Annotated in this window: 19 protein-coding genes and 1 pseudogene; 16 read left to right on the top strand and 4 right to left on the bottom strand. The window is 62.8% G+C overall.

What is annotated here, in order from left to right:
* Window positions 1-54: 54 nt before the first annotated feature.
* Entirely contained in the window at window positions 55-666 is a 612-nt protein-coding gene (locus NKJ55_RS10720) for an HAD family hydrolase (protein ID WP_352449869.1), read from the bottom strand.
* Window positions 667-677: 11 nt separating this feature from the next.
* Window positions 678-1,790, bottom strand: a complete 1,113-nt coding sequence (gene mutY / locus NKJ55_RS10715; protein ID WP_352449868.1) for an A/G-specific adenine glycosylase — start codon at window positions 1,788-1,790, stop codon at window positions 678-680.
* Window positions 1,791-1,839: 49 nt separating this feature from the next.
* On the opposite strand from mutY, the gene NKJ55_RS10710 reads away from it, so the two are divergent.
* From NKJ55_RS10710 to nadE, 8 genes are all read left to right on the top strand, one after another.
* Window positions 1,840-2,340 (top strand): DUF721 domain-containing protein, encoded by a 501-nt coding sequence (locus NKJ55_RS10710; RefSeq protein ID WP_352449867.1) that lies wholly within the window; start codon window positions 1,840-1,842, stop codon window positions 2,338-2,340.
* A 129-nt stretch (window positions 2,341-2,469) separates the two neighbouring features.
* Window positions 2,470-3,195 (top strand): DsbA family protein, encoded by a 726-nt coding sequence (locus NKJ55_RS10705; RefSeq protein ID WP_023674158.1) that lies wholly within the window; start codon window positions 2,470-2,472, stop codon window positions 3,193-3,195.
* Window positions 3,196-3,312: 117 nt separating this feature from the next.
* Window positions 3,313-6,771, top strand: a complete 3,459-nt coding sequence (gene smc, locus NKJ55_RS10700) for a chromosome segregation protein SMC (RefSeq protein WP_352449866.1) — start codon at window positions 3,313-3,315, stop codon at window positions 6,769-6,771.
* Window positions 6,772-6,880: 109 nt separating this feature from the next.
* Window positions 6,881-7,852 carry an NAD-dependent epimerase/dehydratase family protein gene (locus NKJ55_RS10695; RefSeq protein WP_352449865.1) on the top strand — a complete coding sequence of 324 codons (972 nt, stop codon included), beginning with the start codon at window positions 6,881-6,883 and terminating at the stop codon, window positions 7,850-7,852.
* Between the two features lie 185 nt (window positions 7,853-8,037).
* Window positions 8,038-9,975, top strand: a complete 1,938-nt coding sequence (gene asnB / locus NKJ55_RS10690; RefSeq protein ID WP_352449864.1) for an asparagine synthase (glutamine-hydrolyzing) — start codon at window positions 8,038-8,040, stop codon at window positions 9,973-9,975.
* A 19-nt stretch (window positions 9,976-9,994) separates the two neighbouring features.
* Entirely contained in the window at window positions 9,995-10,258 is a 264-nt protein-coding gene (locus NKJ55_RS10685) for an acyl carrier protein (protein ID WP_352449958.1), read from the top strand.
* A 22-nt stretch (window positions 10,259-10,280) separates the two neighbouring features.
* On the top strand, window positions 10,281-11,843 hold the full coding sequence (locus NKJ55_RS10680; RefSeq protein ID WP_352449863.1) for a class I adenylate-forming enzyme family protein: 1,563 nt from the start codon (window positions 10,281-10,283) through the stop codon (window positions 11,841-11,843).
* On the top strand, window positions 11,840-12,847 hold the full coding sequence (gene nadE, locus NKJ55_RS10675) for an NAD(+) synthase (protein WP_352449862.1): 1,008 nt from the start codon (window positions 11,840-11,842) through the stop codon (window positions 12,845-12,847). The genes NKJ55_RS10680 and nadE overlap by 4 nt, the downstream gene beginning before the upstream one ends.
* Before the next feature lie 276 nt (window positions 12,848-13,123).
* Here the strand turns inward: nadE and NKJ55_RS10670 are convergent.
* Both NKJ55_RS10670 and NKJ55_RS10660 read right to left on the bottom strand, forming a co-directional pair.
* A pseudogene (locus tag NKJ55_RS10670) lies at window positions 13,124-14,880 on the bottom strand (adenylate/guanylate cyclase domain-containing protein).
* A gap of 304 nt (window positions 14,881-15,184) precedes the next feature.
* Window positions 15,185-16,300: a hypothetical protein gene (locus NKJ55_RS10660; RefSeq protein WP_352449861.1), complete on the bottom strand. Its 1,116-nt coding sequence runs from the start codon at window positions 16,298-16,300 to the stop codon at window positions 15,185-15,187.
* Window positions 16,301-16,822: 522 nt separating this feature from the next.
* On the opposite strand from NKJ55_RS10660, the gene NKJ55_RS10655 reads away from it, so the two are divergent.
* The 8 genes from NKJ55_RS10655 to NKJ55_RS10620 all read left to right on the top strand — a co-directional run bounded on the left by NKJ55_RS10655 (window position 16,823) and on the right by NKJ55_RS10620 (window position 25,844).
* Entirely contained in the window at window positions 16,823-17,950 is a 1,128-nt protein-coding gene (locus NKJ55_RS10655) for a transporter substrate-binding protein (protein ID WP_352449860.1), read from the top strand.
* The gene (locus tag NKJ55_RS10650; RefSeq protein WP_352449859.1) at window positions 17,947-18,549 is read left to right on the top strand and encodes an ANTAR domain-containing response regulator; all 603 of its coding nucleotides are present in this window, start codon (window positions 17,947-17,949) and stop codon (window positions 18,547-18,549) included. The genes NKJ55_RS10655 and NKJ55_RS10650 overlap by 4 nt, the downstream gene beginning before the upstream one ends.
* A gap of 19 nt (window positions 18,550-18,568) precedes the next feature.
* Window positions 18,569-19,435 (top strand): ABC transporter permease, encoded by an 867-nt coding sequence (locus NKJ55_RS10645; RefSeq protein ID WP_198023515.1) that lies wholly within the window; start codon window positions 18,569-18,571, stop codon window positions 19,433-19,435.
* Window positions 19,432-20,352, top strand: a complete 921-nt coding sequence (locus NKJ55_RS10640) for an ABC transporter permease (RefSeq protein WP_352449858.1) — start codon at window positions 19,432-19,434, stop codon at window positions 20,350-20,352. The genes NKJ55_RS10645 and NKJ55_RS10640 overlap by 4 nt, the downstream gene beginning before the upstream one ends.
* Window positions 20,353-20,384: 32 nt before the next feature.
* Complete coding sequence (locus NKJ55_RS10635; RefSeq protein ID WP_352449857.1) at window positions 20,385-22,028, top strand: ABC transporter substrate-binding protein; 1,644 nt, start codon at window positions 20,385-20,387, stop codon at window positions 22,026-22,028.
* Window positions 22,018-22,962 (top strand): acetamidase/formamidase family protein, encoded by a 945-nt coding sequence (locus NKJ55_RS10630; RefSeq protein ID WP_352449856.1) that lies wholly within the window; start codon window positions 22,018-22,020, stop codon window positions 22,960-22,962. Before NKJ55_RS10635 ends, NKJ55_RS10630 begins: the two co-directional genes overlap by 11 nt.
* Window positions 22,959-24,755, top strand: coding sequence for an ABC transporter ATP-binding protein (locus tag NKJ55_RS10625; RefSeq protein WP_352449855.1), 1,797 nt, complete (start codon window positions 22,959-22,961; stop codon window positions 24,753-24,755). The genes NKJ55_RS10630 and NKJ55_RS10625 overlap by 4 nt, the downstream gene beginning before the upstream one ends.
* Window positions 24,756-24,959: 204 nt before the next feature.
* On the top strand, window positions 24,960-25,844 hold the full coding sequence (locus NKJ55_RS10620) for a dihydrodipicolinate synthase family protein (protein ID WP_031211068.1): 885 nt from the start codon (window positions 24,960-24,962) through the stop codon (window positions 25,842-25,844).
* Window position 25,845: the final 1 nt, after the last annotated feature.

Below are 25,845 nucleotides of genomic sequence, written 5' to 3'. Positions count from 1 at the left end.
TTGCGACAGATCGGTTAATGCGAAGGCTCAACCAACTCCTGGAACCGATTCAAATCACACTTTGATCCCAAGACGCTCAAGGTCCGCCCTGAGCGTCCTTGCATCGGTGAACAGCACCGACTGCCAGCCCGCCGCCTTGGCGCCGTCGACGTTCTTCTGGCTGTCGTCGATGAACAGCGTCGCTGACGGTTCGAGGCTGAACGCGGCGACGTGGTGGTCATAGATGGCGCGATCCGGCTTGATCTGGCGGATGTCGCCGGAAACGGTGACGCCGCGCGGCCGATTGAGGAAATCGAAGCGCTCGCGGGCCTCGGCGAGCGTATCCGCAGCGAAATTGGTGAGCATCGTCACGTCATGGCCGCTGTCGATCAGGCCGATCATGATGGCGACGCTGTCCTCATAGGCGTGAGGCACCATCTCGTGCCAGTGCCGGCGGAAATTGCGGATATTTTCGGCGTGCTCGGGATATTGCGCGATCGCCAGCGCTTCGGCCTCTTCCCAACTGCGGCCGCGATCCTGCTCGATGTTCCAATCATGCGTGCAGACATTGTCGAAGAACCATTTCCGTTCGTCGGGATCGGGGATCAAGCGACTGAAGGGCAGGTCCGGATCATAGTGGATCAGCACTTTGCCGATGTCGAAAACGATGTGGCGGATTTCAGTCATTCTTCTCTCTTTCAACGCGGCCGCTGCTTTTTCGTCGCGCCCGGTATCGCCGCTTCGATTACCTTTTTCATGACGCTCGGCAGCGCTTCCCCGGAAATTTCATGCGCCAGCGACCAGAAATGCCCGGCCGGGGCGACGCTGTCGGTGTCCGCCTTGAACACGTAGAGTTCAAGCGCAAAATGAGTAAAGACATGGCCGATGCGTCCGGCCCGCCGCCAGTCGCCGGGGAACGGGGCTGCCGCTTCCGTGGTGGCGCCGTCTATGCGCGCCGTCCAGCCGGTCGTCGGCACCTCAGTCATGCCGCCGAGCAGGCCCTTTTCGACGCGCTTTCGCAAAAGCACGGCGCCGTCGCCCCTGACGGCAACGAAGGCGGCACCGCGGCGTAGGGGTCTTTCGGCCTTGGGCAGGCGGACCGGAAAGCGTTCGGGGTCGCCCGAGATTGTGGCGCTGCAATCCTCGCGAACGGGGCACAGCATGCAGCGGGGCCGGCGCGGCGTGCAGATCGTCGCGCCCAGGTCCATCATCGCCTGCGCGAAGTCGCCGGGCCTTGTCGGGGGAACCATGCGTTCGACCTGGCCGCGTATCTCGCCCTTGGCTTCGCCCAGCGGCGTGGCGATCGAAAACAGCCGTGAGACGACCCGTTCGACATTGCCGTCGACGACCGCGGCTGGTCGGTCGAAGGCGATCGCTGCGATCGCCGCCGCCGTATAGGCGCCGATGCCGGGCAGTTCCTTCAAGCCGGACTCGCTGTCCGGAAAGCGGCCGCCTTGCCGCGCGACGAGATCGGCACAGGCTTTGAGGTTACGGGCGCGGGAATAATAGCCGAGCCCGGCCCAGGCCTTCATGACGTCTTCGGTCGGTGCCGCCGCCAGCGCCTGGACCGTTGGCCATTTCTGCACGAACGCCCGGAAATAGGATTTTACCGCCTCGACCGTGGTTTGCTGCAGCATCACCTCGGAAAGCCAGACCAGATAGGGATCGGGCCGCGCCCCGCCCGCCAGCGTGCGCGGCGAAACGCGCCAGGGCAGGTCGCGGTGATGCGCGTCGTACCAGCCAAGCAGCCGGGAGGCGATCTCGACATTGTCTCCGGATACGGCCTTGCGGGTCTGGTCGTGCAGTGCCATTGATCGAGGGTCGGCCCTAATCCATTGGTGCTGAAGCTGGAGAACGCACATGGCAGGGAAAAGGCCCTTCGGCAATCCCGTTCCGGTGAGCGATCTCGCAACCGAGATCCTCGACCCAGTGCTGCGCAAGCGGGCCGGTATGTCGATCGGACTGGTCCAGTCATGGGAAGAAATTGCCGGGCCGCGGCTTGCCGGCCGCTCGCGCCCGGAAAAGATCCAGTGGCCGCGCCGCATGCACGAGGACGATCCTTTCGAACCGGCGGTGCTGGTGATTGCCTGCGAGGGTGTGGCGGCGCTGCATCTGCAGCACGAGACCGGCGAGATCATCAACCGGGTCAATGCCTTCCTCGGTTTCAATGCGATAGGTCGCATCAGGATCGTGCAGAAGCCGGTAATGGCGGGCAAGGACAAGCCGAAACCCAGTTTGCGGCCGCTGACTGCGGCCGAGAAAGCGAAGCTGTCGGGCACCGTTGGTTTGATCGAGGACGGCGGGCTGCGCGCCTCGCTAGAGCGGCTTGGCGCCACCATTCTCGGTCGAAAGAAGCCGTGATCTCGCGCTATCGTGATGGTATGCCCGGATTTGGCGATTGGAATAGGGGCGGTAATGCCTTAATTCGCGCCAACTCTCGCTTTTTGTAGACTTTGCATTGCAAAATCCAACTATTGCCAGGTGATTCGTATGATCCGTTCCTTGTCCCGCAGAAACCTTTTGACTTCGCTGGCCGCAATACCAGCGGTGGCGCTGCTTGCCGCCTGCAGCGACTCGGGCGAGAAAGCCGAGGCGCAGGATGTGAAGCCTGCGGCTCCGGAACCTGCGAAGCCGGCCGCTCCGGCCGCCGCGGCGGCGCCGGAGGCTCAGGGCACGGTCGATATGGCGGCGCTGCTGAAGCCCGGCGCATTGCCCGACATGCAGCTCGGCAAGGACGATGCAAAGGTCACCATCGTCGAATATGCATCGATGACCTGCCCGCATTGCGCGCATTTCGCCGAGACCACTTTTCCGGAGCTGAAGACGAAATATATCGACACCGGCAAGGCCCGTTACATACTGCGCGAGTTTCCGTTCGATCCCAGCGCCGAGGCCGGTTTCATGCTGGCGCGCTGCTCCAAGGACAACTATTTCCCGATGGTCGACGTACTGTTCAGGCAGCAGGCGAACTGGGTTGGTGTGAACAATACCAAGGACGCACTGCTGCAAATCGCCAAGCTTGCCGGTTTTACACAGGAGTCCTTCGAGGCCTGCTTGACGGACCAGAAACTTCTGGACGATGTGAGATCCGTCCAGAAGCGCGGCGCCGACGAATTCAAGGTCGATTCCACACCGACCTTTTTCATCAACGGAAAGACCTACAAAGGGGCGATGTCGATTGCGGAAATGTCGGCCATCATCGACCCTCTGCTCTGACGTTTCGGCAGCGCCGAAGCGGCGTAGCTTCGGCGTGCGCACTTCTTTGTCTTGCCGCGGGTTCTCTTTGCAAAACCGCGGCACAGTTTTGCGAAACTTGGCTATGGGCCGGCGCGAATGAAGTTCTCGCGCCTTCGCCTCCTCGGCTTCAAATCCTTCGTCGAACCCGGCGAGTTCGTCATCGAACGCGGCCTGACCGGCATCGTCGGGCCGAACGGCTGCGGCAAGTCGAACCTGGTCGAGGCGCTGCGCTGGGTCATGGGCGAAAGCTCCTACAAGAACATGCGTGCGTCCGGCATGGACGACGTCATCTTTTCCGGCTCGGGAACGCGTCCGGCCCGCAACACCGCCGAAGTCACGCTGTTCCTCGACAATAGCGACCGCACCGCGCCGTCCGCCTTCAACGACGCCGACGAGTTGCAGGTCTCGCGCCGCATCGAGCGCGAGGCCGGCTCGCTCTACCGCATCAACGGCAAGGAGGCTCGCGCCAAGGACGTTCAGCTGCTGTTCGCCGACCAGTCGACCGGCGCCCGCTCGCCCTCGATGGTCGGCCAGGGCCGCATCGGCGAGCTGATCCAGGCAAAGCCGCAGGCGCGCCGCGCGCTGCTGGAAGAGGCGGCCGGAATTTCCGGCCTGCATACGCGCCGCCACGAAGCCGAGCTGCGGCTGAAGGCGGCGGAACAGAACCTCGAAAGGCTGGACGACGTCGTCGGCGAGCTGGAAAGCCAGATCGAAAGCCTGAAACGCCAGGCCCGCCAGGCCTCGCGCTTCAAGAACCTGTCGGCCGACATCCGCAAGGCCGAAGCGACGCTGCTGCATCTGCGCTGGACGCTGGCCAAGACGCAGGAAGGCGAAGCGCGTTCGGCGCTGGCGATTGCCACCGCGCTGGTCGGTGACCGTGCCGCCGCCCAGATGGCTGCCGCCAGGGAACAAGGCATCAACGCCCACCGGCTGCCGGACCTGCGCGATGCGGAAGCCGCTGCCGCCGCCGCCTTCCAGCGTCTATCGATCGCCAAGGCGCAGATCGAGGAAGAGGCAGGCCGCATCCGCGCCCGCCAGGCTGAGCTCGACCGCCGACTGCAACAGCTCGATGGCGACCTTGCCCGCGAGGAGCGCATGGTCCGCGACAATGCGGATATCCTCGAACGCCTCGCCGCCGAAGAAGCCGCGCTCAACGCCGAAAACGCCGGCGCCGCCGAGCGCGAGGCCAGCACTCGCGCGGCTTTCGAGCAGGCGGCATCGACGCTTGCCTCGAGCGAGGCCAGGCTCACCGCGCTGACCGCCGAACGGGCGGAGGCTGCCGCCTCGCGCAACCAGATCGAACGGACGCTGCGCGACACCGCTGAGCGCCGCGACCGCTTTGCCCGCCAGCTTGCCGATGTCGACCGCGAACTGTCGGAGATCGTCTCCAGGGTCGCCGGCCTGCCCGATCCCGCCGAGAAGCGGCTGCTGGTCGATCAGGCGCTGACGCTGCTCGAAGAGGCTGAGGCAGCCGCCATTGTCGCCGAACAGGCGGTCGCCGAGGCGCGTGCAGGCGAAAGTGCTGCCCGCCCACCGGTTCAGGACGCAAAGGCCGAGCTGGCGCGGATCGAAACCGAGGCCCGCACGCTGGCCAAGATCCTCAACGCCGCCAGCGGCGATCTATTTCCCTCGGTGCTGGAGCAGATCAGCGTCGAGCGTGGCTACGAGACGGCGCTGGGTGCCGCGCTTGGCGAAGATCTCGACGTGCCGCTCGACCGCAGTGCGCCGGTACATTGGGGCCAGAGCGAAATCCAGCCTGCCGACGCCGCATTGCCCGAAGGCATAAGGAGCCTCGCCAGCGTTGTGCGTGCGCCGGCACAGCTGGCCCGCAGGCTGGCCCAGATCGGCATTGTCGAAGCCGCCGACGGAAGACGGCTGCAGACGCTGCTTGCTCCCGGTCAACGGCTGGTCAGCCGCGAAGGCGCGCTCTGGCGTTGGGACGGCTTCACCGCCAGCGCCGATGCCCCGACCGCCGCCGCGCAGCGGCTGGCGCAGAAAAACCGGTTGGCCGAGCTCGATGCCGAAGCAGTCCATGCCACGCGCACCCTGCGCGAAGCTGAACAAGCCCTTGCCCAGGCCGAACAGGCGCTTGCCCAGGCGAGCGATGCCGAACGCAACGCCCGACAGGCCGGGCGCGACGCCCAGCACTGGCTCGACGCTGCCCGCAACACGCTGGCCGAGGCCGAAAAAGCCGGCGGCGAGCTGTCGAGCCGGCGTGCAGCACTTGACGAGGCGCGCGCACGCATTGTCGACAGCCATGAGGAAACGGCGGCGGCATTCGTCGAGGCGGAAATGCTGCTGCAGGACGCGCCCGATCTCGGCGATCTGCAATTGCAGCTCGAGCAGTCGGCCGCCAACGTCGCCCGCGACCGCGCCGCCCTTGCCGATGCGCGTGCCGTTCACGAGGGCCTGAGGCGGGAAGCCGAGGCACGTGCGCGTCGGCTCGACGCCATCGGCGTTGAACGGCGCAACTGGGTCGAGCGCGCCGAAAACGCCTCGACGCAGATCGCGGCGCTCGGCGAACGCAAGGCAGAGGCCGAGGCCGAGCGCGAGCAACTGGCCGACGCCCCCGACGAGATTGACGCCAAGCGGCGCGCCCTGCTGTCGCAGCTCGCCGAGGCCGAAAGCCTGCGCAAGGCAGCGGGCGACCGCTTGCAGGAAGCGGAGAACCGGCAGTCCGAGCTGGACAAGGCTGCGACTGCTGCCATCCAGTCGCTGGCCGAGGCGCGCGAATCCCGCGTTCGCGCCGAAGAGCGGCTGACCGCCGCCGACGAGCGTCGGCTGGAAGTCGAGGCGCGCATCCAGGAAACGCTGAACACGCCGCCGCATCTGGTGATCCGCCACACCGGCCTCGAATCCGACAGCCCGATGCCCGAAATGGCCGAGATCGAGCGTCAGCTCGACCGGCTGAAGGTCGAACGCGAACGGCTCGGTGCCGTCAATTTGCGCGCCGAGGAGGAGCAGAAGGAACTGTCGGACCGGCTGGAGACCATCGTCTCCGAGCGCGACGACATCATCGAGGCGATCCGCAAGCTGCGGCAGGCGATCCATAGCCTGAACCGCGAAGGCCGCGAGCGGCTGCTCGCCGCCTTCGAGGTGGTCAACGGCCATTTTCAACGGCTGTTTTCGCATCTGTTCGGTGGCGGCACCGCCGAGCTGCAACTGATCGAGTCCGACGATCCGCTCGAAGCGGGGCTCGAGATCCTGGCGCGCCCGCCCGGCAAGAAGCCGCAGACGATGACGCTGCTGTCCGGCGGCGAGCAGGCGTTGACGGCGATGTCGCTGATCTTCGCCGTGTTCCTGACCAACCCGGCGCCGATCTGCGTGCTCGACGAAGTCGACGCGCCGCTCGACGACCACAATGTCGAGCGTTTCTGCAATCTGATGGACGAAATGGCCGCAACCACCGAAACGCGCTTCGTCATCATCACACACAACCCGATCACCATGGCGCGCATGGACCGGCTGTTTGGGGTGACCATGGCCGAGCAAGGCGTCAGCCAACTGGTGTCGGTTGACCTGCAGGCGGCCGAAGCCATGCGCGAGGCAAGCTGACGCATCAGCTTAATGGTGGTCTCCACCTCGGCTTTCGACTATAGCACGACAAAATGGGCCGGATCTGCCGCTCCAGATACCGGCCCGGCTATGCGCGTGGAGAAGCTTGTTGCCTATACTTGTCACCGGAGCCGCGGGGTTCATTGGCAGCCACGTTTGCCACCATCTGCTCGACCGGGGAGAAGCGGTCGTCGGCGTCGACAACATGAACGACTATTACGACCTGGCGCTCAAAAAGGGGCGGCTTGCCCGCCTTCTGCCCCACAAGGATTTTTCGTTCCACCAGATCGATATTGCCGAACAGGGCGCGCTTACAGCCGCTTTGGCCGGGCAAGGCATCGTTAGGATCGTGCACCTTGCCGCGCAGGCGGGCGTGCGCCACTCACTCGACAATCCGCGGCTCTATATCCGCTCCAATGTCATGGGCCACCTCGAAGTGCTCGAATTCTGTCGCGCCGAACCGGCATTCGAGCATCTGGTCTATGCCTCGTCGAGCTCGGTGTATGGCGGCAACCGCAGCGTGCCGTTCAGCGAAGCCGATCCGGTCGACAAGCCCGTTTCGCTTTACGCTGCCACCAAGAAAACTGATGAGTTGATGAGCCACACCTACGCCCATCTGTTCGGCATACCGCAGACCGGCCTGCGGTTTTTCACGGTCTACGGTCCCTGGGGCCGTCCCGACATGGCCTATTGGATGTTCACCCAGGCGATGCTCGAGGGCAAGCCGATCCGGGTCTTCAACAATGGCGAAATGTGGCGCGATTTCACCTACATAGACGATGTTGTGAAGGCGGTTGTCGCCGTGCTCGACAAGCCGCCGGCGGCTGACGTTCCGCCGAACAGGCTCTACAATGTCGGCAACAACCGGCCGGTGCGTCTGGGCGACTTCATCGACATTCTGGAAAGGCTGCTCGAGGTCAAGGCAATCCGCCACAACGAACCGATGCAGGCGAGCGACGTCGAGAAGACTTACGCCGACATGACCGCGCTGGAGCGGAATTTCGGTTTCAGGCCTAGCGTTTCGATAGAGGACGGGCTGAAGAAGTTTGTTGCCTGGTACCGGCCGTACTCGAAGCAGTGATTTGCAACGCTCGCCGTGACGCCTTCAAGCGTGACACCTGGAGTGGGGCGCAAGTCGGTCCGCAAAAGCATCATTTTGTCCTAACATCCTGTTAACCACATGCTTGCTGAAAAGTATCCGATTAACCTTTGAGGCGCTTATGACCGCTATGTTTCGTGGCTTGCTGTTCAGTATGAGCTGTGTGGATGTGCGGATTCGGGGGCTATTTCGGTTCAGTCCGGGATGCGGAAGCTTTGCTTGCGCGCATGACGTCTGCGATCGCCCATCGCGGGCCGGATGAACAAGGGAAATTCGTAGCGCCCGAGGCTGGACTTGGGCATGCGCGGCTGTCGGTGATCGGGATTGGCGATGGCCAGCAGCCGATGTCCGACGAAACCGGCAATTTGACGATTGCGTTCAACGGCGAGATCTTCAACTACGTGGAATTGCGCGAAGGGCTGCTGGCCAGGGGCCGACGCTTTCGCACGTCGAGCGATACCGAAGTTCTCCTGCAGCTGTATGACGAGATGGGCGAAGACTGCCTGTCGCTCCTGAACGGTGATTTCGCCTTCGCGATTTGGGATAACCGGCGGCGGCGGATGGTGCTTGCAAGAGACCGCATGGGTGTTCGGCCGCTGTTCTACACCAGCAAGGACGGGGTGCTCTACTTTGCGTCGGAGATAAAGGCCCTGCTGAAGGTACCCGGCGTCTCGGCCGAAATCGATCCGATTGCACTCGACCAGATCTTTACGCTGTGGGCGCCGATCGCTCCACGCACGGCTTTCCGCAACATCCACGAGCTGGAGCCGGCAAGCGTGATGATCGCGACACAGGGGCAAGTCACGGTCAAACCATATTGGCACCTAGACTACCCGTATCCGGATACGCCATCGAAGATCACCAATGAGGACGACGCGGCCGAGGAACTGCAGGCCCTGTTGACCGACGCGGTGAGGCTTCGCATGCGCGCCGACGTGCCGGTCGGTTCTTACCTTTCGGGCGGGCTCGATTCATCCCTCGTTTCGGCACTCGCGGCCGGCATGACTCCTCTTAAGCTGCAGACATTTTCCGTGACGTTCGACAGCGCCGAGCATGACGAAAGCGCCTTCCAGACCGAAATGGCGTCGGCAATTAGCACGCAGCATCGAACCATCGCCTGCCGTGCCGGCGATATCGCCGGTGTGTTTCCCGAAGTCATCCGCTTTACCGAGCGGCCGATCATCCGCACGGCCCCGGCCCCCCTATATCAACTGTCCGGCCTCGTTCGCCAGGCCGGTTTGAAAGTGGTGCTGACAGGCGAAGGCGCCGACGAGGTCTTTGCCGGTTATGATGTCTTCAAGGAAGCGCGGGTTCGCCGTTTCTGCGCGCGACAGCCGGCATCGCGCATAAGGCCACAACTGTTCCGCAAGCTTTATCCCTATCTGCCGGGCCTGCAACAGCAGTCCGTGGAGTACCTGGCTGCGTTCTTCGGAACCGGCAGCGCTGCCCTGGACGATCCGCTGTTCTCGCATCGGCCGCGTTTCAAGACCACATCAGCGGCGAAGATGTTCTTTTCCGGTGACCTGCGCGCGACATTGAAGGGGTATGACGCAGCCGAGGACCTGGCCAGCCGGTTGCCTGAGGCATTTTCCCGGTGGCATCCGCTGCATCAGGCGCAATATCTCGAAACCCGCTTTCTCCTGCCGGGCTACATCCTCTCCAGCCAGGGCGATCGCATGGCCATGGCACACGGTATCGAAGGGCGTTTCCCCTTCCTTGACCATCGCTTGGTGGAGTTTGCGGCCAGACTTCCGCCGGAGATGAAGCTGAAGGGACTGGTGGAAAAACACATATTGCGCAAAGCTGCCAAGCACCTGCTTCCGACGGCCATCCGCGAGCGCACCAAACAGCCTTACCGGGCACCGGAAGCCCGCTCCTTCGTTGGAGCGGGAGAACTGGACTACGTACGCGACTCACTGAGCGAAGCGAGCATCGCCGCCGGCGGACTATTCAACGCCAAGGCGGTGGCGAACCTGCACGAGAAATGCCGCTTGCAGCCAGCGTCCGGATTCCGCGACAATGCGGCTTTCGTCGGCATTTTGTCGACGCAACTGTGGCAGAAGATTTTCACTGGCGAAAAGGTCGGTGCAGCACGAGCGGCCTGAGAAATCGAGGGAATGAAAAATCATGGTAGCAATCAAGGACAAGGTCAAAACCTTTATCGTCGACAACTTCCTGTTCGGGGACACGTCCTACGAGCTTGCAGACTCCGTATCACTGATCGAGAACGGCATCATCGACTCGACGGCCGTGTTGGAGCTCGTGGCATTCATAGAGGATGATTTCGGCATAGCGATGGTCGATGCCGACATCGTACCGGCCAATCTGGATTCGATTGACCGCATCTCAGCCTTCATCAAGGCAAAGGCAGAAGCGCTGGCAGCGTAGGCGCCATCGGCGAGGAGCGTCCGTGCGGATCGAACATTTTCTGACGGCGAAGGCCGCTGCCCATCCAGCCAAAACGGCATTGATCACCGAGCACAAAAGGCTGTGCTATGAAGAGCTGGACGATCTTTCGAGCCGCCTGGCCGCCGCCCTTTTCATGAATGGCGTCAGTCGCGACGACCGGGTCCTGATCTTCATGGACAATTGCTGGGAGGCTGCGGTTTCGATTTTCGCAGTTCTTAAAGCAGGCGCGACTTTCAGTCCGATCAATGCATCCACCAAGGCCGAAAAGCTGGCCTACATCATCGGCGATTGCGACGCAGCTGCGATCCTCACGCAAGCAAAACTGATGCCCGTGGTCGCCGAGGCGTGCGGATCGTCCGGCAAGACGTCCTCCGGCAAGACCGGCATCTTCGTGGCTTCCACCGTTGCTGCCGATAATCAATGCCCGGCAGGGGCGATGTCCCTGGCGGATTGCTTGACGCTCCAAGCCAGGGAGATTGACCACCGCGGCGTTGACGTCGATCTTGCGATGTTGATCTACACCTCGGGCTCGACCGGCCGGCCCAAGGGCGTGATGATGACGCACCGCAATTGCGACGCGGCGGCGGGCTCCATCATCACTTATCTGCGCAACTCCCCAGACGACATCATCTTGAATGTTCTGCCCCTCGCTTTCGACTACGGCCTCTATCAGTTGCTGATGGCTGTCAGGCTCGGCGCCACGCTCGTGCTCGAGAAGTCCTTCGCTTTTCCCCAGGCGGTCTTTGAACGCATCCGCCAGGAAGGCGTCACCGGGCTTCCGCTCGTGCCCACGATGGCAGCGATGATCCTGCAGATGCGTGATCTGGCGCCGGGCTTCCTGCCCAGCCTTCGCTATATTTCCAACACGGCGGCTGCCTTGCCGCCGGCTCACATAGAACGCTTGCGGTTCCTTTTTCCCGGTGTCAGGCTCTATTCGATGTATGGCCTGACGGAATGCAAGCGCTGCACCTATCTGCCGCCCGAGGAGCTCGACCGCCGGCCGGGATCGGTCGGAATAGCCATTCCAAACACCGAAGCCTTTATCGTCGACGACCATGGGCAACGAGTGCCGCCGGGCATAGCAGGTGAATTGGTCATTCGCGGGCCGCACGTCATGCAGGGTTATTGGCGAAACGAAGCTGCGACGGAACAAACCCTGCGCCCAGGCCCGAACCCTTGGGAGAAGGTTCTCTACACCGGCGATCTGTTCAGGGCCGATGAGGACGGCTTTCTCTATTTCGTCGGCCGCAAGGACGACATCATAAAGTCGCGGGGAGAGAAGGTGGCGCCCAAGGAAGTGGAAGCCGTGCTTCATGCTCATCCGGGCATCGCGGAAGCGGTGGTTGTCGGTGTGCCGGATCCCGTGCTCGGGCATGCGATCGGCGCAGTTATCGTACGATCCGACCCAGCGCTTAGCGAAAAGGATATCATACGCCACTGTGCGCGCCACCTTGAGGACTTCATGGTCCCCAAGGTCATCGAGTTCCGCCGCGAGCTGCCGAAGACCGATACCGGCAAGGTCAGCCGTCGGCTTGCGGCAGAAACCATGGAGGCCGCGCAATGAATGTTCGCCCGACCGAGGATGCGCGGACCTTTCTGGCGCAGGCTCTGGCAATCGACCTGATCACCGAAACGGACCGTATCGTAACGGCCTTGCGCCAGCAGTTGCGCGGGCTTCGCAAGCGGGGCCTTGTGCTCGGTCTTTCGGGCGGGATCGATTCGAGCGTGTCGGTCGCGTTGGCGGCACGAGCCGTCGGCCCCAAGAATGTGCTTTGCCTGTTCATGCCGGAAAGCGATTCCGATCCTGAAAGTCTGCGGCTCGGCCGCCTCGTCGCCGAAACTTTCGGTGTCGAGGCTGTGACGGAGGATATCGGGCCGGCCTTGCGCGCGATGGGCTGCTACCAGCGCCGCGACGCCTTCATCCGCGAATTGGTCCCGGAATACGGCGAAGGCTGGGCCTCGAAGATCGTGATCGCGAACGCGCTCGAGGGCCAAGGCTATAATATCTCGTCGCTGGTGGTGCAGGATCCCGAAGGCAAGCAGACGAAACTGAGAATGCCGTTGCCTGTCTATCTCGGCGTCGTCGCCGCTACCAATATGAAGCAGCGCACCCGCAAGCAGATCGAATACTATCATGCTGATCGTCTGAACTTCGCCGTTCTTGGAACACCGAACCGGCTGGAATATGATCAGGGATTCTTCGTGAAGAACGGTGACGGCGCCGCGGACGTCAAGCCGATCGCCCACCTCTATAAAACGCAGGTCTATGCGCTGGCGGCCCATCTCGGTGTTCCGGAGGAAATCCTGAACCGGCCTCCGACCACCGATACCTACTCGCTGGCGCAGACCCAGGAGGAGTTCTACTTCTCGCTTCCTTATGACCGTATGGATCTCTGCCTTTACGGTCTCAACAACGGCGTGGCGGCTGCGGTGGTGGGGCAGGCGGCCGGGTTGGCCGCCACACAAGTGGAACGCGTCTGGGCCGATATCATCGCCAAGCGCAAGGCGACGCGTTATCTGCACCAGCGTCCGCAACTCGTCGAGGAAGTCGAAGAACTCGGTACCTGACCTGCTTCGAGACCGGCCACGTCCCAAAAAGCGCCTTAGGGTCAAAACTCAATCAGCAGGCTGCCGCCAATGGCCGAGATGGGCGGGAAGTTGCCGTTCGTCTCATCTGCCAGACGAGCACGTTGCGCCAGGAGCGGAAGCTTAGCAGGGGTCACGCCAGCGCCCAGTTAGCGCTACGAAGCAGACCTTCAGCCTGTGCCGGAAGCGGGGCCCGGCTTACCAAGTGGCATATCCAGGAAGCGCGTCCCCCTCCTCAGCTAGGCACCGTTTTCGGCTCTACGCTATACCTGCGCGACGAGCCCCTTCCTTAATCGCAGCGAGGGCCAGAGGATTGGTGACGGGATAGGTTCGGATGAAGTTCTCGACGGTGAACCTTGGAAACTCGACGGCAATCCGCCTGGCGATCGACTGCGCCTGCGCCGGCTCTTCAAGCAGCGCGTGACACAGGGCACGGAACATCAGAGTGACGGGAATATCCGGCGGACTTTGGCGCAGCGACGACAGACTGTCGGCATAGCGACCGGCGACGAACCGCGCCCGGGCGAGCTGCGCGTAGTACCAACTCGGAGCCTGCGGATTGAGGCGAAGCGCCCGTTCGGCAAGAGCACAGCCTTCTTCCGGATTTCCACACACGAGAGCTCGGCTTGAGGCAAGCATCGACAGCACATCGGCGTCATTGGGTGCCAGGGCCAGCGCCCGGTCGTATTCCTCTGCGGCCCCGCTGATATCGCCGTCAATGGCGCGGAGAGCGCCCATGTAAAGGCGCGTCATCGGATCGGTAGGGTCGAGCGCCAGAGCCTTTTCCACGCATTCTCGCCAGCGCTCGACCGAAGCGGCTGAATCTGGCGTGAAGGCATTGAAGGCATCGACCGCATGTGCCAATCCCAACGTCATCCAGGCCCGCGCGAAGCCGGGGTCGAGTTCCACGGCGCGGGACAGCATGCGTATGGCTTCTGCCCTCGCATCGGTCGTGAATCTGTCGTGCAGTTCCACCCCGAGTAGATAGCAGTCGTAAGCACCCAGGCTCGAGGGAGGCTTCCGCCGAGCCACCTCACGCCCGAGATTGGCGAGCTTGCCGAAAGTGCCTGCCAGGGCATTGATGACGTTCTGTGTGATGCTGTCCTGCATGAGAAAAAAATCATCGGTCGACTCGTCGAACCGCGCCGACCAAAGGTTGGCTCCGGTCCGGGTGTCGACCAGCTGCACCGCGACGCGGACACGCTGTCCTATCGCCTGGAGGGTGCCTTCCAGCAGGTAATCGGCGTTCAGTTCCCGTCCAACCGAGCGTGTGTCGCTCGCCCGTCCCCGATAGGACTGCATGGTCTGGCGCGAAATGACCGCAAGGTCGGGATAGCGCGCTAGGTCGCCGATCATGTCGGCCGACAGGCCGTCTGCCAGCCGCGTCCAGCCGTCGTCGGCGCTCAGGTTTTCGAACGGCAAAACCGCAATTACCGGCGGCTTACTGTCGTCGCCGGAAGAAAGGCCTGGTTTGGCATCGACGATCTTGCCCGCAGTAGCGGGGTCGATCAAGACACGGTACACGCGAACCGGTTCGGCGATACTTTCATTTTCTGCACGCCGAGTGAGGCAAAGCCGATCGGCACCTTTCCCCTCACATGGTCGCAGGCGGTGGCGGAAATCGCGATTCCTCCAGGTTCCGCCAGCCCTTGCAGCCGATCGGCGATGTTCACCGCATCGCCGTGGATGTCGTCACCCTCAACGATAACATCGCCCAGATTGATGCCGATGCGGAAATCAAGCCGCCGTTCTGGCTGCGTGAGAACGTTCACCTCCGCCTTCTGTTGCTGGATTTCGACCGCGCAGCGTAGGGCGTCGACCACACTGTGGAACTCGACCAGCATCCCATCTCCCATGGTTTTCACCAGTCGACCATGGTGCGCAGCGATCCTTGGCTCGAATACTTCGTTCAGGTCGGTTCGGAAAAGCGCACGCGTACCCTCGTCGTCGATCTGGCTCAAGCGGCCATAGCCGACGACATCGGCAATCAGGACGGCTGCGAGATGACGTTCCATCCCCCCAATCCTTCGCGGATTGTTACCCGCTTTCCAAGCTTACAGCAGGTCGCAGGTTGATGCCATTGCCGCCACCCCTGAAAGACAGCTTTTCGGGTCTGTGTACCTTGCTGCATGAGAGCCCGAATGTCGGACAAGGGTCAGATCGCGTCATGCGACGCTCCCAACTGGATGACGGCAAAGGGTCGAACTCGGTCGTTCAGAGTGATTGGGTTTTGACCCAAGCATTTTGCAGCCAAGTGGAAACGCGACTAAAATAAATAGATAGAGCGGGATGCTCGGTTCAACTTGAAAGCATCCCGTCTCAGCTGAAACGGCTGCCGATCAGCCGGCTCCACTGCTCGCCCGCAAGCCCATTCAGGAAGACTTGCGAGTTCTTCATCGCGTCCAAAAGCTCTGGATCACGTGAATGTACCACCGTTGAGGCAACGGTCAGGAAAGCAATGCGTCGTCCAAGCATCGCCTCCAGAAGTGCAGGTTGAATACGTCCGCGCAGGCCGCTGACGCCGCGCGCGGCGGCGTGATCGATCAGGCAGTCAATCACCGGGCCCGCCTGGCCGGGGAGGGCGAGGATCTGCAGCACGCGACCAATTTCATACTTTCGTGCGTAATAGGCGAAAGCGCCGACATTGGTGCCGACTGGCGACGTCACACAAACGTAGACAAGCTCGCCCAGATCCGGCTTTTGTGCCGCATCGGTCAGGATGTGGTCGAGTTGGCCTTTCGTCCAATCTGGGCGCAGGGCGAATTGAGCGGTAAACGGTTCGATGAGCCTGGCAAATGCGTGGCTGTCGATTTCGGATGTACGAAATGCTCCGTGGCCTGCCCCGTCCACCGCCACACCCGACCAACGTCGTTCGCTGGACGTCATCCTTCTGCAGTAAAATCGGTCGACTGTACGCGCCAGCGGATTGAGCATTCGCGCAAGCGCCATGCGATTGGCGGAAAGGCTGAGCATGAAGGCCGCGGGGCGCATCACGCGGACCCAGTCAAGGCTGTATTGCGGCAGGACCACGCCGCGCAGCCGGGTCCACAATTTCACGGAAATATCGTTGGCCGTCTCGCTGAAGGAGATGTCCTGCGGACCATCCAGGTAAGCTTTCAGCAAGCGGGCGCCGGCCAGCGGGTCGTGCTCATGGTCCTCGACCATGAGCGAGCTACAGATGGCCGCGCGTAGTTGTCGGCCGTTGAACGTCATCGGCAGGACGTGGACGCCGACAAATCCGGAGACGCGACCGGCGTCGTTGACATGGACAAGCGACCGGAGGTTGTCTGCGCAACCGGGCGCATCCAGATAAAACCGTTTCATGTATTCCACGAGAGAAGCCGGCGCTTCGGTCCTCTCCTTCAACAGCACGCGCTGAAACATGTTCGCAACTGCCGGGAGGTCGGCGCCTTGCAAGGCGCGAATGACGCTCAAGCCCGGCTCCCGCCACCAAAGTCCCATCCACCGAGCTTCCGGGCCAAGGCGACGCGAGGCACGAGAACATCGGGCGCGCGTTCCAACTCGACGCCCATGAAGCCGTGTAACCTCGGCCAGTTGCGATCGCCCCGGTGACCGAACGGAGTGCTGAATTGCTGCGGCAAGGTGGAACCCTTTGCTTGACCGACGAAAAACCGGCGTCATTGCTGCTAGCAGATTCAGGTAAACCGATATTAAAGTCGTTGCTTTGAATGGTAGCGAACCGGGTTTGTCCGGCCCCATACCTGGACATCAGCAATTTTGGTTCCTGGCGGACTCTACACGACCAGCGGCATGAGTTGCGTGCTCCGCGCCGAACCGTTTCGGCTGGCCAAAGTTTCGCGTGGCGGCTCTTGACTGGGAGCGCGGGCGTAATACGGTGAGGACAAATACCGGCTCTGACCGCCGGGCGGCAAGAATGCCTCGTATGCTCTCGCCTGGCGGCGGTGGCTGCGGGGCATTGTCATTTTGAGGCATTGCTTGAAACGGCATATCGAGATCGGCATTCTCTATTCGCGGTCCGGCAACTACCGGCTGGTGTCCGAATCCTGCCGTGCGGGTGCGATGAACGCCATCGCCGACGTCAACGCCGATCCCGCTATCCCATTCGAATTCATCCCGATCGAGCGCGACCCGCAGGGCAACATCGATCGCTATGCAAGCGGCTGCGCGGACATCCTCGCCAACAGCGGCGCGCGTCACATCGTTGGCTGCGTCACCTCGTGGAGCCGCAAGGAGGTCATTCCAATCCTGGAGAGGGCAGGCGGCACGCTGTGGTACGCCTGCCCGTACGAGGGCTTCGAAGCCAACGAGCATGTCGTCTACACACATGCCTGCCCCAATCAGCATCTCGTACCGCTGCTTGCCTATGTCGTGCCTCGTTTCGGCGCCGACGGCTTCCTGCTCGGTTCCAACTACATCTGGGGTTGGGAGACCAACCGCGTGGCGCGCGACCTGATTGCGGACGCCGGCGGCAAGGTGCTGGGCGAACGCTATCTGCCGCTCGGCGAGGTCGATGTTGCGCGGCTGATCGCGGAGATACAGGCGACGAGACCTGATTTCATTCTGAACAATCTCATCGGCCCTTCTTCTTATGCCTTCATCGCTGCCTATGCGGAGCTTGGCCGGCGCGACCCGCATTTCAGGCCGGAGCGTTGCCCGATCCTGTCCTGCAATCTCACGGAATGCGAATTGCCGGCGCTCAACGGGGCAGGCGATGGCCACCTTTCCGTCGGGCCCTATTTTCACGACATTTCGGGGGCGGATCGCGGTGCGGCTCCAGTGCCTTCCGTCATGCCGGTCTCATCCTTCGAGGCGGCGGCTTATGCCTCGGTGCGCATGCTGGCCGAGATCCTCACCCGCAACCCCGGTGCACAATGGACGGACCTTCCCAAGGTCTTTACCGAAACATCATTTCGAACGCCACTGGGCGACATCGCCATCGACCCGCAAACCCAGCATGCTACCTTGCCGGTGCTAATCGGACGTATCGATGGAACATCGTTCAAAACGGTCACGCTGACGAAGGGCGTGGCACCCGATCCCTACCTTTCCCGCTATGACCGGACGGAGACGTTCGGGCGGCCACGCCTGCGGGTGGTGTCGTGAGCAAGATGGCGCGTATCCCGAACCTTGGAGGCGCCAGGGCTTTTGTCCTGCATCGTCCACATCCGACCGTGCAGGCGATCACAAGGCAATTGTCGGCCATCGGCCTTGAGGCGATTGGCTTCTGGCCGGAACTGTCGGCCGAAGCCTTGGCGGCGGACTTCGTCTTCTTCGACGTCGATCTCGGCTTTGACGAGCAATTTCCGTGGAAGCCGGGCGAGGCACCGATGCCGCTGATAGCACTGATCGGCTCCGAGGCGCCGGGGCGCGTCGAATGGGCATTGTCGCACAAGGCCGATGCGCAGTTGCTGAAACCGGTCGGCAATGCCGGCGTCTATAGCGCGCTTTTGATTGCAAGGCAGAGTTTCGAGGCGCGCAAGCTTCTGGCCAGCGAGATTGCCTCGCTTCGTCAGCGGGTCGCGGAGCGCCAGACCATCGTACGCGCGGTGGAGGTCTTGTCGAAGGGCGCCGAGGACGGCCGTGCCTATGCGCAGCTCCGCTCGCTGGCGATGAGCTGGCAAATCAGTGTCGAGGAAGCCGCGCGCAGGATCGTGGCGATGACACAAGAAGAAGGCGACGATGACCAATCCGATCGCGCCTGAGCTTTCGGCCGCCGGGCGTATGCCAGCCAAGCCTCGCGCCGGCGTCTGGCGACGTCTGCTAAAACGGCCTCTCGCTTTGCTCGGCCTCGGGATTATTGCCGTTGTCTTGGCCGGCGCCATTCTTGCACCGTGGCTGACAGGCTACGATCCAAACGAGCAGATGTTCGACGGGCTCACGCTTGAAGGCGCGCCACTGCCGCCGGGGGCCCAATTCTGGCTGGGCACCGACCTGCTTGGCCGCGACCTGCTGACCCGTCTCCTTTTCGGCGCGCGCACGTCGCTGATCATCGGCATCGTCGCCAATGGCGTGGCGCTTCTGATCGGCACGTTGGTCGGCATCACGGCCGGCTATTTCCGCGGCTGGATCGGCAGCGCGCTTATGCGTTTCACCGATTTGATGATGGCTTTCCCGGCGCTGCTGCTCGCCATCTGCCTGGCGGCGGTGCTCCAGCCGAGCCTATGGATCGTCGCCATGGTGATCGCATTGGTGAACTGGGTGCAGACCGCCCGCGTCATCTACACCGAGACAAGTTCGCTCTCCGAGCGCGAGTTCATCGATGCCGAGCGCACCATCGGCGCAAGCGCCCCGCGCATCCTGTTTCGTCATATCCTGCCGCACCTTTTGCCGACGATCATCGTCTGGGGCACGCTCGGCATCTCGACGACGGTGCTTCTTGAAGCGACTCTCAGCTATCTCGGCATCGGCGTGCAACCGCCGACTGCTTCCTGGGGCAACATCATCTTCGAAAACCAAACCTATTTTCAGGCCGCGCCCTGGCTCGTTTTCTTTCCGGGTGCGGCGATCCTGGCGCTGGCGCTAGCCTTTAACCTGGTCGGCGATGCGCTGCGCGACATCCTTGATCCGACGCAAAGGGGGCGGGCATGATCGCCTATCTCGGCCGCCGCGTTGTCCAGTCCGTGCTCATCTTGCTCGGCGTCTCCCTGATCACCTTTGCGTTGCTCTATCTGCTGCCCGCCGATCCCGTCCGCCAGATCGCCGGCCGCAGCGCCACGCCCGAGACGGTCGAAAACATCCGCCGGCAGCTCGGCCTCGATCAGCCCTTCGTCGTCCAGTATTGGCACTATCTGATCAGTCTGCTCAGCGGCGATCTGGGGCGCTCCTACATCCAGCGCTCGGAGGTCACGGAGCTTATCGTCTCGCGGCTGCCGGCAAGCCTGCTGCTGATGCTCGGCGCCATTGCCTGCGAAGTCGTGATCGGGCTGACGATGGGCCTCATCGCCGCCGTCAAGAGTGGCACCGCCACCGACCAGTCGCTGATGGTCGCCTCCTTCGTCGGCGTCTCGGCGCCGCAATTCGTCGTCGGCCTGCTGCTGCTTTATGTGTTCGCGGTGCGGCTCGGCTGGTTCCCGATCGGCGGTTACGGCACCTGGCGTCATCTGGTGCTGCCATCGCTGACCATGGGAATTCTCGGTGCCGGCTGGTACGCCCGCATGATGCGCTCGTCGATGATCGACGTGCTGCGCCAGGATTACGTGCGTACCGCGCGTGCCAAGGGTCTTACACGCAGCGCCATTATCTTCCGGCACGCGCTGCCCAACGCCATCCTGCCGGTCATCGCCATGATCGGCATCGACATCGGCATCTTCATGGGCGGCATCGTGGTTGTCGAAAGCGTGTTCGGCTGGCCAGGCATCGGCCAGCTAGCCTGGCAGGCCATTCAGCGCATCGATATTCCGATCATCATGGGGGTCACCCTGGTTTCGGCCTTTGCCATCGTGCTCGGCAATCTCCTGGCCGACACTGTCGCACCGTTCATCGATCCACGCATCAAGCTCAGATGAAAACCAAGAAAACCAGAGAAAGGGAACATGACATGAGAAAGTATCTGATATCGACCGTGGCGGCATCGGCGCTTGCGCTGGTGCTTGGCATGACAAGCGTACGCGCCGAAGACGCCGTCGATCCGAATGCCAAGCAGGGCGGCGCGATCACCATCACCTACAAGGACGACGTCGCCACGCTCGATCCGGCCATCGGCTATGACTGGCAGAACTGGTCGATGATCAAGAGCCTGTTCGACGGGCTGATGGACTACGAGCCGGGCACTACCAACCTGCGGCCCGACCTTGCCGAGAGCTACGAGATTGCGCCCGACGGCAAGACCTTCACCTTCAAGCTGCGCCACGGAGTGAAGTTCCACAATGGCCGCGAGATGACCGCCGACGACGTGAAATATTCGCTCGACCGGGTCACCAATCCAAAGACACAGAGCCCGGGTGCCGGCTTCTTCGGCTCGATCAAAGGCTATGACAACGTCGCTGCCGGCAAGGCGGAAAGCCTGGCGGGCATAACCGTCGTGGATCCCTACACGATCAAGTTCGAGCTGACCCGGCCCGACGCCACCTTCCTGCATGTCATGGCGATCAACTTCTCGCATGTCGTGCCGAAGGAAGAAGTCGAAAAATACGGCGCGGACTTCGGCAAACATCCGGTCGGAACCGGCGCCTTCAAGCTCGCCGAATGGACGCTCGGCCAGCGCGTGGTCTTCGAGCGCAACCCGGATTACTGGCACAAGGGTCTGCCGCATCTCGACAAGATCACCTTTGAGATCGGCCAGGAGCCGATCGTGGCGCTGCTGCGGCTCCAGAAAGGCGAGATCGACGTTCCCGGCGACGGCATTCCGCCCGCGAAATTCCAGGAGGTGATGGCCGATCCCGAGCAGAAGGCCCGTGTCGTCGAGGGCGGTCAGTTGCACACCGGCTATATCACCATGAATACCACCATGGCGCCCTTCGACAACGTGAAGGTGCGGCAAGCGGTCAACATGGCGATCAACAAGGACCGCATCGTCCAGCTGATCAACAACCGTGCGGTGCCGGCCAATCAGCCGTTGCCGCCGTCGATGCCCGGCTATGACAAGGAATTCAAGGGCTATCCCTATGACGTGGCCAAGGCCAAGGCCTTGCTTGCGGAGGCCGGGCATCCCGACGGATTTGACACGCAGCTGTTTGCCATGAACACCGATCCCAACCCGCGCATCGCGCAGGCCATTCAGCAGGATCTGGCGGCGGTCGGCATCAAGGCCAGCATCCAGTCGCTCGCGCAGGCCAACGTCATCGCCGCCGGCGGCGACAAGGCCGGTGCGCCGATGATCTGGTCCGGCGGCATGGCCTGGATCGCCGACTTCCCCGATCCGTCGAACTTCTACGGCCCGATCCTCGGCTGCGCTGGTGCCGTCCCGGGCGGCTGGAACTGGTCGTGGTATTGCAACAAGGAGCTCGACGCCAAGGCGGCCGAAGCCGACTCCATCGTCGACCCGGCCAAGGCTGGCGAACGCGCCAAGATGTGGAGCGAGATCTACGGCAAGATCATGAAAGACGCGCCTTGGGCACCGGTCTTCAACGAGCAGCGTTTCACCATGAAATCAACCCGCATGGGTGGTGCCGACAACCTCTATGTCGACCCGGTCCACATCCCGATCAACTACGACAATGTGTATGTGACCGATGTGCAATAACTGCGACTACACCATCCACGGGCGCCACCATCATTTCGGCTGGGACAATTCCTTTGTCCCGACCGAACGGGTCGCGCCAGGGTCGACGATCGAGTTCCAGTGCCTGGACTCGTCCGGCGGGCAGCTGACGATGGAGAGCACCGTCGACGACGTTGCTTTGCTCGATTTTGCCAAGGTGAACCCGGTCACTGGGCCAATCTATGTCGAAGGGGCAGAGCCGGGCGATGCCCTGAAAATCACCATCGAGGCGTTCAAGCCGTCCGGCTTCGGCTGGACGGCGAATATCCCGGGATTCGGTCTGCTGGCGGATGACTTCACTCAACCGGCACTGAATATCTGGAAGTACGACGCCGCCTCGCTCGAACCGGCGCTGTTCGGCAAGAGCGGCCGGGTGCCGCTCAAGCCCTTCGCCGGCACCATCGGCAATGCCCCGGCTGAGCCGGGTCTGCATTCGGTGGTCCCGCCGCGGCGCGTGGGCGGCAATCTGGACATCCGTGATCTCGCCGCCGGCACGGTTCTCTACCTCCCTGTGGAGGTCGCGGGAGCGTTGTTCTCGGTCGGCGACACGCACGCCGCGCAGGGTGACGGCGAGGTCTGCGGCACGGCGATCGAGAGCCCCATGAACGCCGTGCTGACGCTCGATCTGGTCAAGGATGCCCGGCTGCGGACGCCGCGTTTCACAACGCCCGGTCCGGTGTCGCGGCATCTCGACGCCAAGGGCTACGAGGTGACAACCGGTATCGGGCCGGATCTGATGGACGGCGCCAGGAGCGCCGTTTCCCAGATGATCGACCTGCTCTCCGGCCGCTACCGCATGGATCCGGTAGATGCCTATATGCTCGTCTCGGTTTGCGGTGACCTGCGCATCAGCGAGATCGTCGACATGCCCAACTGGGTGGTTTCGTTCTACTTCCCCCGCTGCGTCTTTGAATGAAGGTGGAGGACATCAAACGATCCGGGCAGGCCGCCGCGGAGAGTGGCTCTGTCAGGCCGGTACTCAGCGTCTCAGGTCTGAGCGTCGCCGTGCGCGGCGAGGAGGGCGAGCGCGACGTCGTTTCCGACCTGACATTCGGCCTGATGCGCGGCGAAACGCTTTGCATCGCCGGCGAGTCCGGTTCCGGCAAGTCGATGACGGCGCTGGCCATCATGGGCTTGCTGCCGCAGCCGGCGGCACGCATCGGATCAGGCTCCATCCGGCTCGGCAATCAGGATCTCGCCGCTCTCAGCGAGAGCGGCATGCGCCGCATCCGCGGCAACCGTATTGCCATGATCTTTCAGGAACCGATGACATCGCTCAATCCGGTTCTGTCCGTCGGCCGTCAGCTGACGGAGGCGATCGAGGCACACACCTCGATGTCGCGCTCCAACTCGCGGCTGAGGGCGCTCGAGGCGCTGAAGGCAGTCCGAATTCCGGATGCCGAACGGAGGCTCGAGCACTATCCCCACGAACTCTCAGGCGGCATGCGCCAGCGCGTGATGATTGCCATGGCTCTGGCCCTGAACCCGGACGTGCTGATCGCCGATGAGCCGACGACCGCCCTCGATGTCACGGTTCAGGGCGAGGTGCTGGAGCTGCTGCGCGACCTGCAGCGCGAGCACGGCACCAGTGTTATCCTGATCACGCACGACATGGGCGTCGTCGCCGAGATGGCGGACCGCGTCATCATCATGCGCGATGGCCGGATGGTCGAGCAGGGCAGGGCGGCTGACATCTTCAATCGCCCGCAGGCCGACTATACACGCGAGCTTCTGGCCGCCGTGCCGCGTATCGGCGGCGGACGGACGGCCGAAGACCGACAAGATGCCGCCAACATGCCGGCCGAGCTTGTATCTGTCAGCGATCTTCACGTCCGCTTCGACCTGCACGGCGGCTTCTTCGGCCGCGTTGACCGCAGCGTGCACGCGGTCGAAGGCGTGAGTTTCTCGATCGCGCCGCACGAAACCCTGTCGCTGGTCGGCGAATCGGGCTGCGGCAAGTCGACGACGGCCAAGGCGATCGCCGGACTGGTGCCCTTCACCGGCAGCATTTCAATCGGCGGCCACGACCTGTCGGCGCTCAGCCGCAAGGAGCGCAAGGCTGTCCGCCGCAATGTGCAGATGATCTTTCAGGATCCCTTCGCGTCCCTCGACCCGCGCATGCGGGTCGGCGATCTCGTCGCCGAGCCTCTGCTGATCCACGGCCTCGGCGACAGAGAGCAACGGCATGCCCAGATCGCCGCTCTGTTCGAACGCGTCGGCCTCTCCGCTGACCAGATGGAGCGCTATCCCCACGAATTCTCCGGCGGGCAGCGCCAGCGAATCTGCATTGCACGGGCGCTGGCGCTGCGACCAAAGCTGATCATTGCCGACGAGAGCGTCTCTGCTCTCGACGTGTCGGTGCAGGCGCGCGTGTTAAGATTGCTGAAGGAGCTGCAGCGCGAATTCGGCGTCGCATATCTCTTCATCTCGCACGACATGGCGGTGGTCGAGAACATCTCCGATCGCGTGGCGGTAATGTATCTGGGGCAGATCGTCGAGATGGGCACCCGCGACCAGATTTTCTCCAACCCACGCCATCCTTACACAAAGCGGCTGATCGAAGCCGTTCCGGTTCCCGATCCAGGCCGGCGCCGCGCCAGGTTCGCCCGTTTGGACAGCGAAATTCCAAGCGCTGTGCGGCGCATCGGTGACGAGCCCCGGAAACTCAAGCTCGAAGATGTTGGCGACGGCCACCTCGTCGCCACTTGATCGAGCTTAGGCTGCCTCGTCCAGCCAATCCCGCAGAGGCTCGGGGACAGCTGCATATGTGATGTTCGAGCGGCGGAAAATGATCGGCGATGGCGCTGCCGCGGCAGCGCCGTTCGGCGATGCCGAGTTGGCAAGGTCACCCGTTTACATCTGACATGTTAGCGTGCTAACGCTACGTCCACATTGATTTCAACGGAGATCGCATTGGCTTCCCGCTTTGGTCTTTCGGTTGCCCTGACCACACCCTTCGACCCGTCGGGGCAGATAGCGCTCGCGCCGATGATCGCGCATGCCCGAGCCTGCCTTGGCGCCGGCTGCAGCAGCGCGACGCTGTTCGGCACCACCGGCGAAGGAGCCTCGGTCGGCACCGACGAGCGACGGATCGTCACCGAGGCCATGCTGGCGGCCGGTATTCCGCCACATCAGCTCGTCGCCGGAGTGCTGGTCGATGCAGCCGAAGATGCCGCCGATCAGGCCCGGCACGCTTTGCAGCGCGGCGTTCGCAACATTCTGCTCGCTCCGCCGAGCTACTTCAAGAATGTCGGCGAGGACGGGCTGTTCGGATGGTTTTCCGCCGTCTTCGCCGCACTCGGTCCGCTGGCGCGCGACGTGCTGCTCTATAACATCCCCTCAGTCACCATGGTGCCGCTCCCGCTTGGGCTGATCGGCCGGCTGCGCGCCGCTTTTCCCGCAGTGGTGGCCGGGGTGAAGGATTCCGGCGGGGACTGGAGCTACAGTGAGGCGCTGCTTGAGGCGCACGGCGATCTGGTGATCCTCATCGGCGACGAACGGCATCTGGCGAGAAGCGTGCGCCGCGGCGGACAGGGCGCGATTTCCGGCATGGCTAATTTTGTTACCGGCGAAATCCGGGCAATGGTCGAAAACGGGGGCGACGACCCACGCGTCGAAGACTTCGTGCTCGAATTGCTCAAATACCCGGTCACGCCGGCGGTGAAGGTCATGGTCGCGCGCAAGACCGGCGACGAGCGCTGGCTGGCGGTCCGTCCGCCCCTAGAGGCGATCGATCCGCAGGGACAGCGGCAGCTTGCCGCTGCCTACGACAGGCTGTTTGCGACAGAGGCGGCCTGAC

This window comes from Mesorhizobium sp. M0106 (assembly GCF_040322715.1).
Lineage (GTDB): Bacteria > Pseudomonadota > Alphaproteobacteria > Rhizobiales > Rhizobiaceae > Mesorhizobium.
Note: the sequence above shows the minus strand (reverse complement) of the source record. Positions and strands in the feature narration are given on the sequence as shown.

Bases quoted from the DNA above. Each gene is read 5' to 3' on its own strand.
- NKJ55_RS10720 (WP_352449869.1), bottom strand. From the start codon at position 666: ATGACTGAAATCCGCCACATCGTTTTCGACATCGGCAAAGTGCTGATC.
- mutY (WP_352449868.1), bottom strand. From the start codon at position 1,790: ATGGCACTGCACGACCAGACCCGCAAGGCCGTATCCGGAGACAATGTC.
- NKJ55_RS10710 (WP_352449867.1), top strand. From the start codon at position 1,840: ATGGCAGGGAAAAGGCCCTTCGGCAATCCCGTTCCGGTGAGCGATCTC.
- NKJ55_RS10705 (WP_023674158.1), top strand. From the start codon at position 2,470: ATGATCCGTTCCTTGTCCCGCAGAAACCTTTTGACTTCGCTGGCCGCA.
- smc (WP_352449866.1), top strand. From the start codon at position 3,313: ATGAAGTTCTCGCGCCTTCGCCTCCTCGGCTTCAAATCCTTCGTCGAA.
- asnB (WP_352449864.1), top strand. From the start codon at position 8,038: ATGTGCGGATTCGGGGGCTATTTCGGTTCAGTCCGGGATGCGGAAGCT.
- nadE (WP_352449862.1), top strand. From the start codon at position 11,840: ATGAATGTTCGCCCGACCGAGGATGCGCGGACCTTTCTGGCGCAGGCT.
- NKJ55_RS10645 (WP_198023515.1), top strand. From the start codon at position 18,569: ATGCCAGCCAAGCCTCGCGCCGGCGTCTGGCGACGTCTGCTAAAACGG.
- NKJ55_RS10640 (WP_352449858.1), top strand. From the start codon at position 19,432: ATGATCGCCTATCTCGGCCGCCGCGTTGTCCAGTCCGTGCTCATCTTG.
- NKJ55_RS10635 (WP_352449857.1), top strand. From the start codon at position 20,385: ATGAGAAAGTATCTGATATCGACCGTGGCGGCATCGGCGCTTGCGCTG.
- NKJ55_RS10630 (WP_352449856.1), top strand. From the start codon at position 22,018: ATGTGCAATAACTGCGACTACACCATCCACGGGCGCCACCATCATTTC.
- NKJ55_RS10625 (WP_352449855.1), top strand. From the start codon at position 22,959: ATGAAGGTGGAGGACATCAAACGATCCGGGCAGGCCGCCGCGGAGAGT.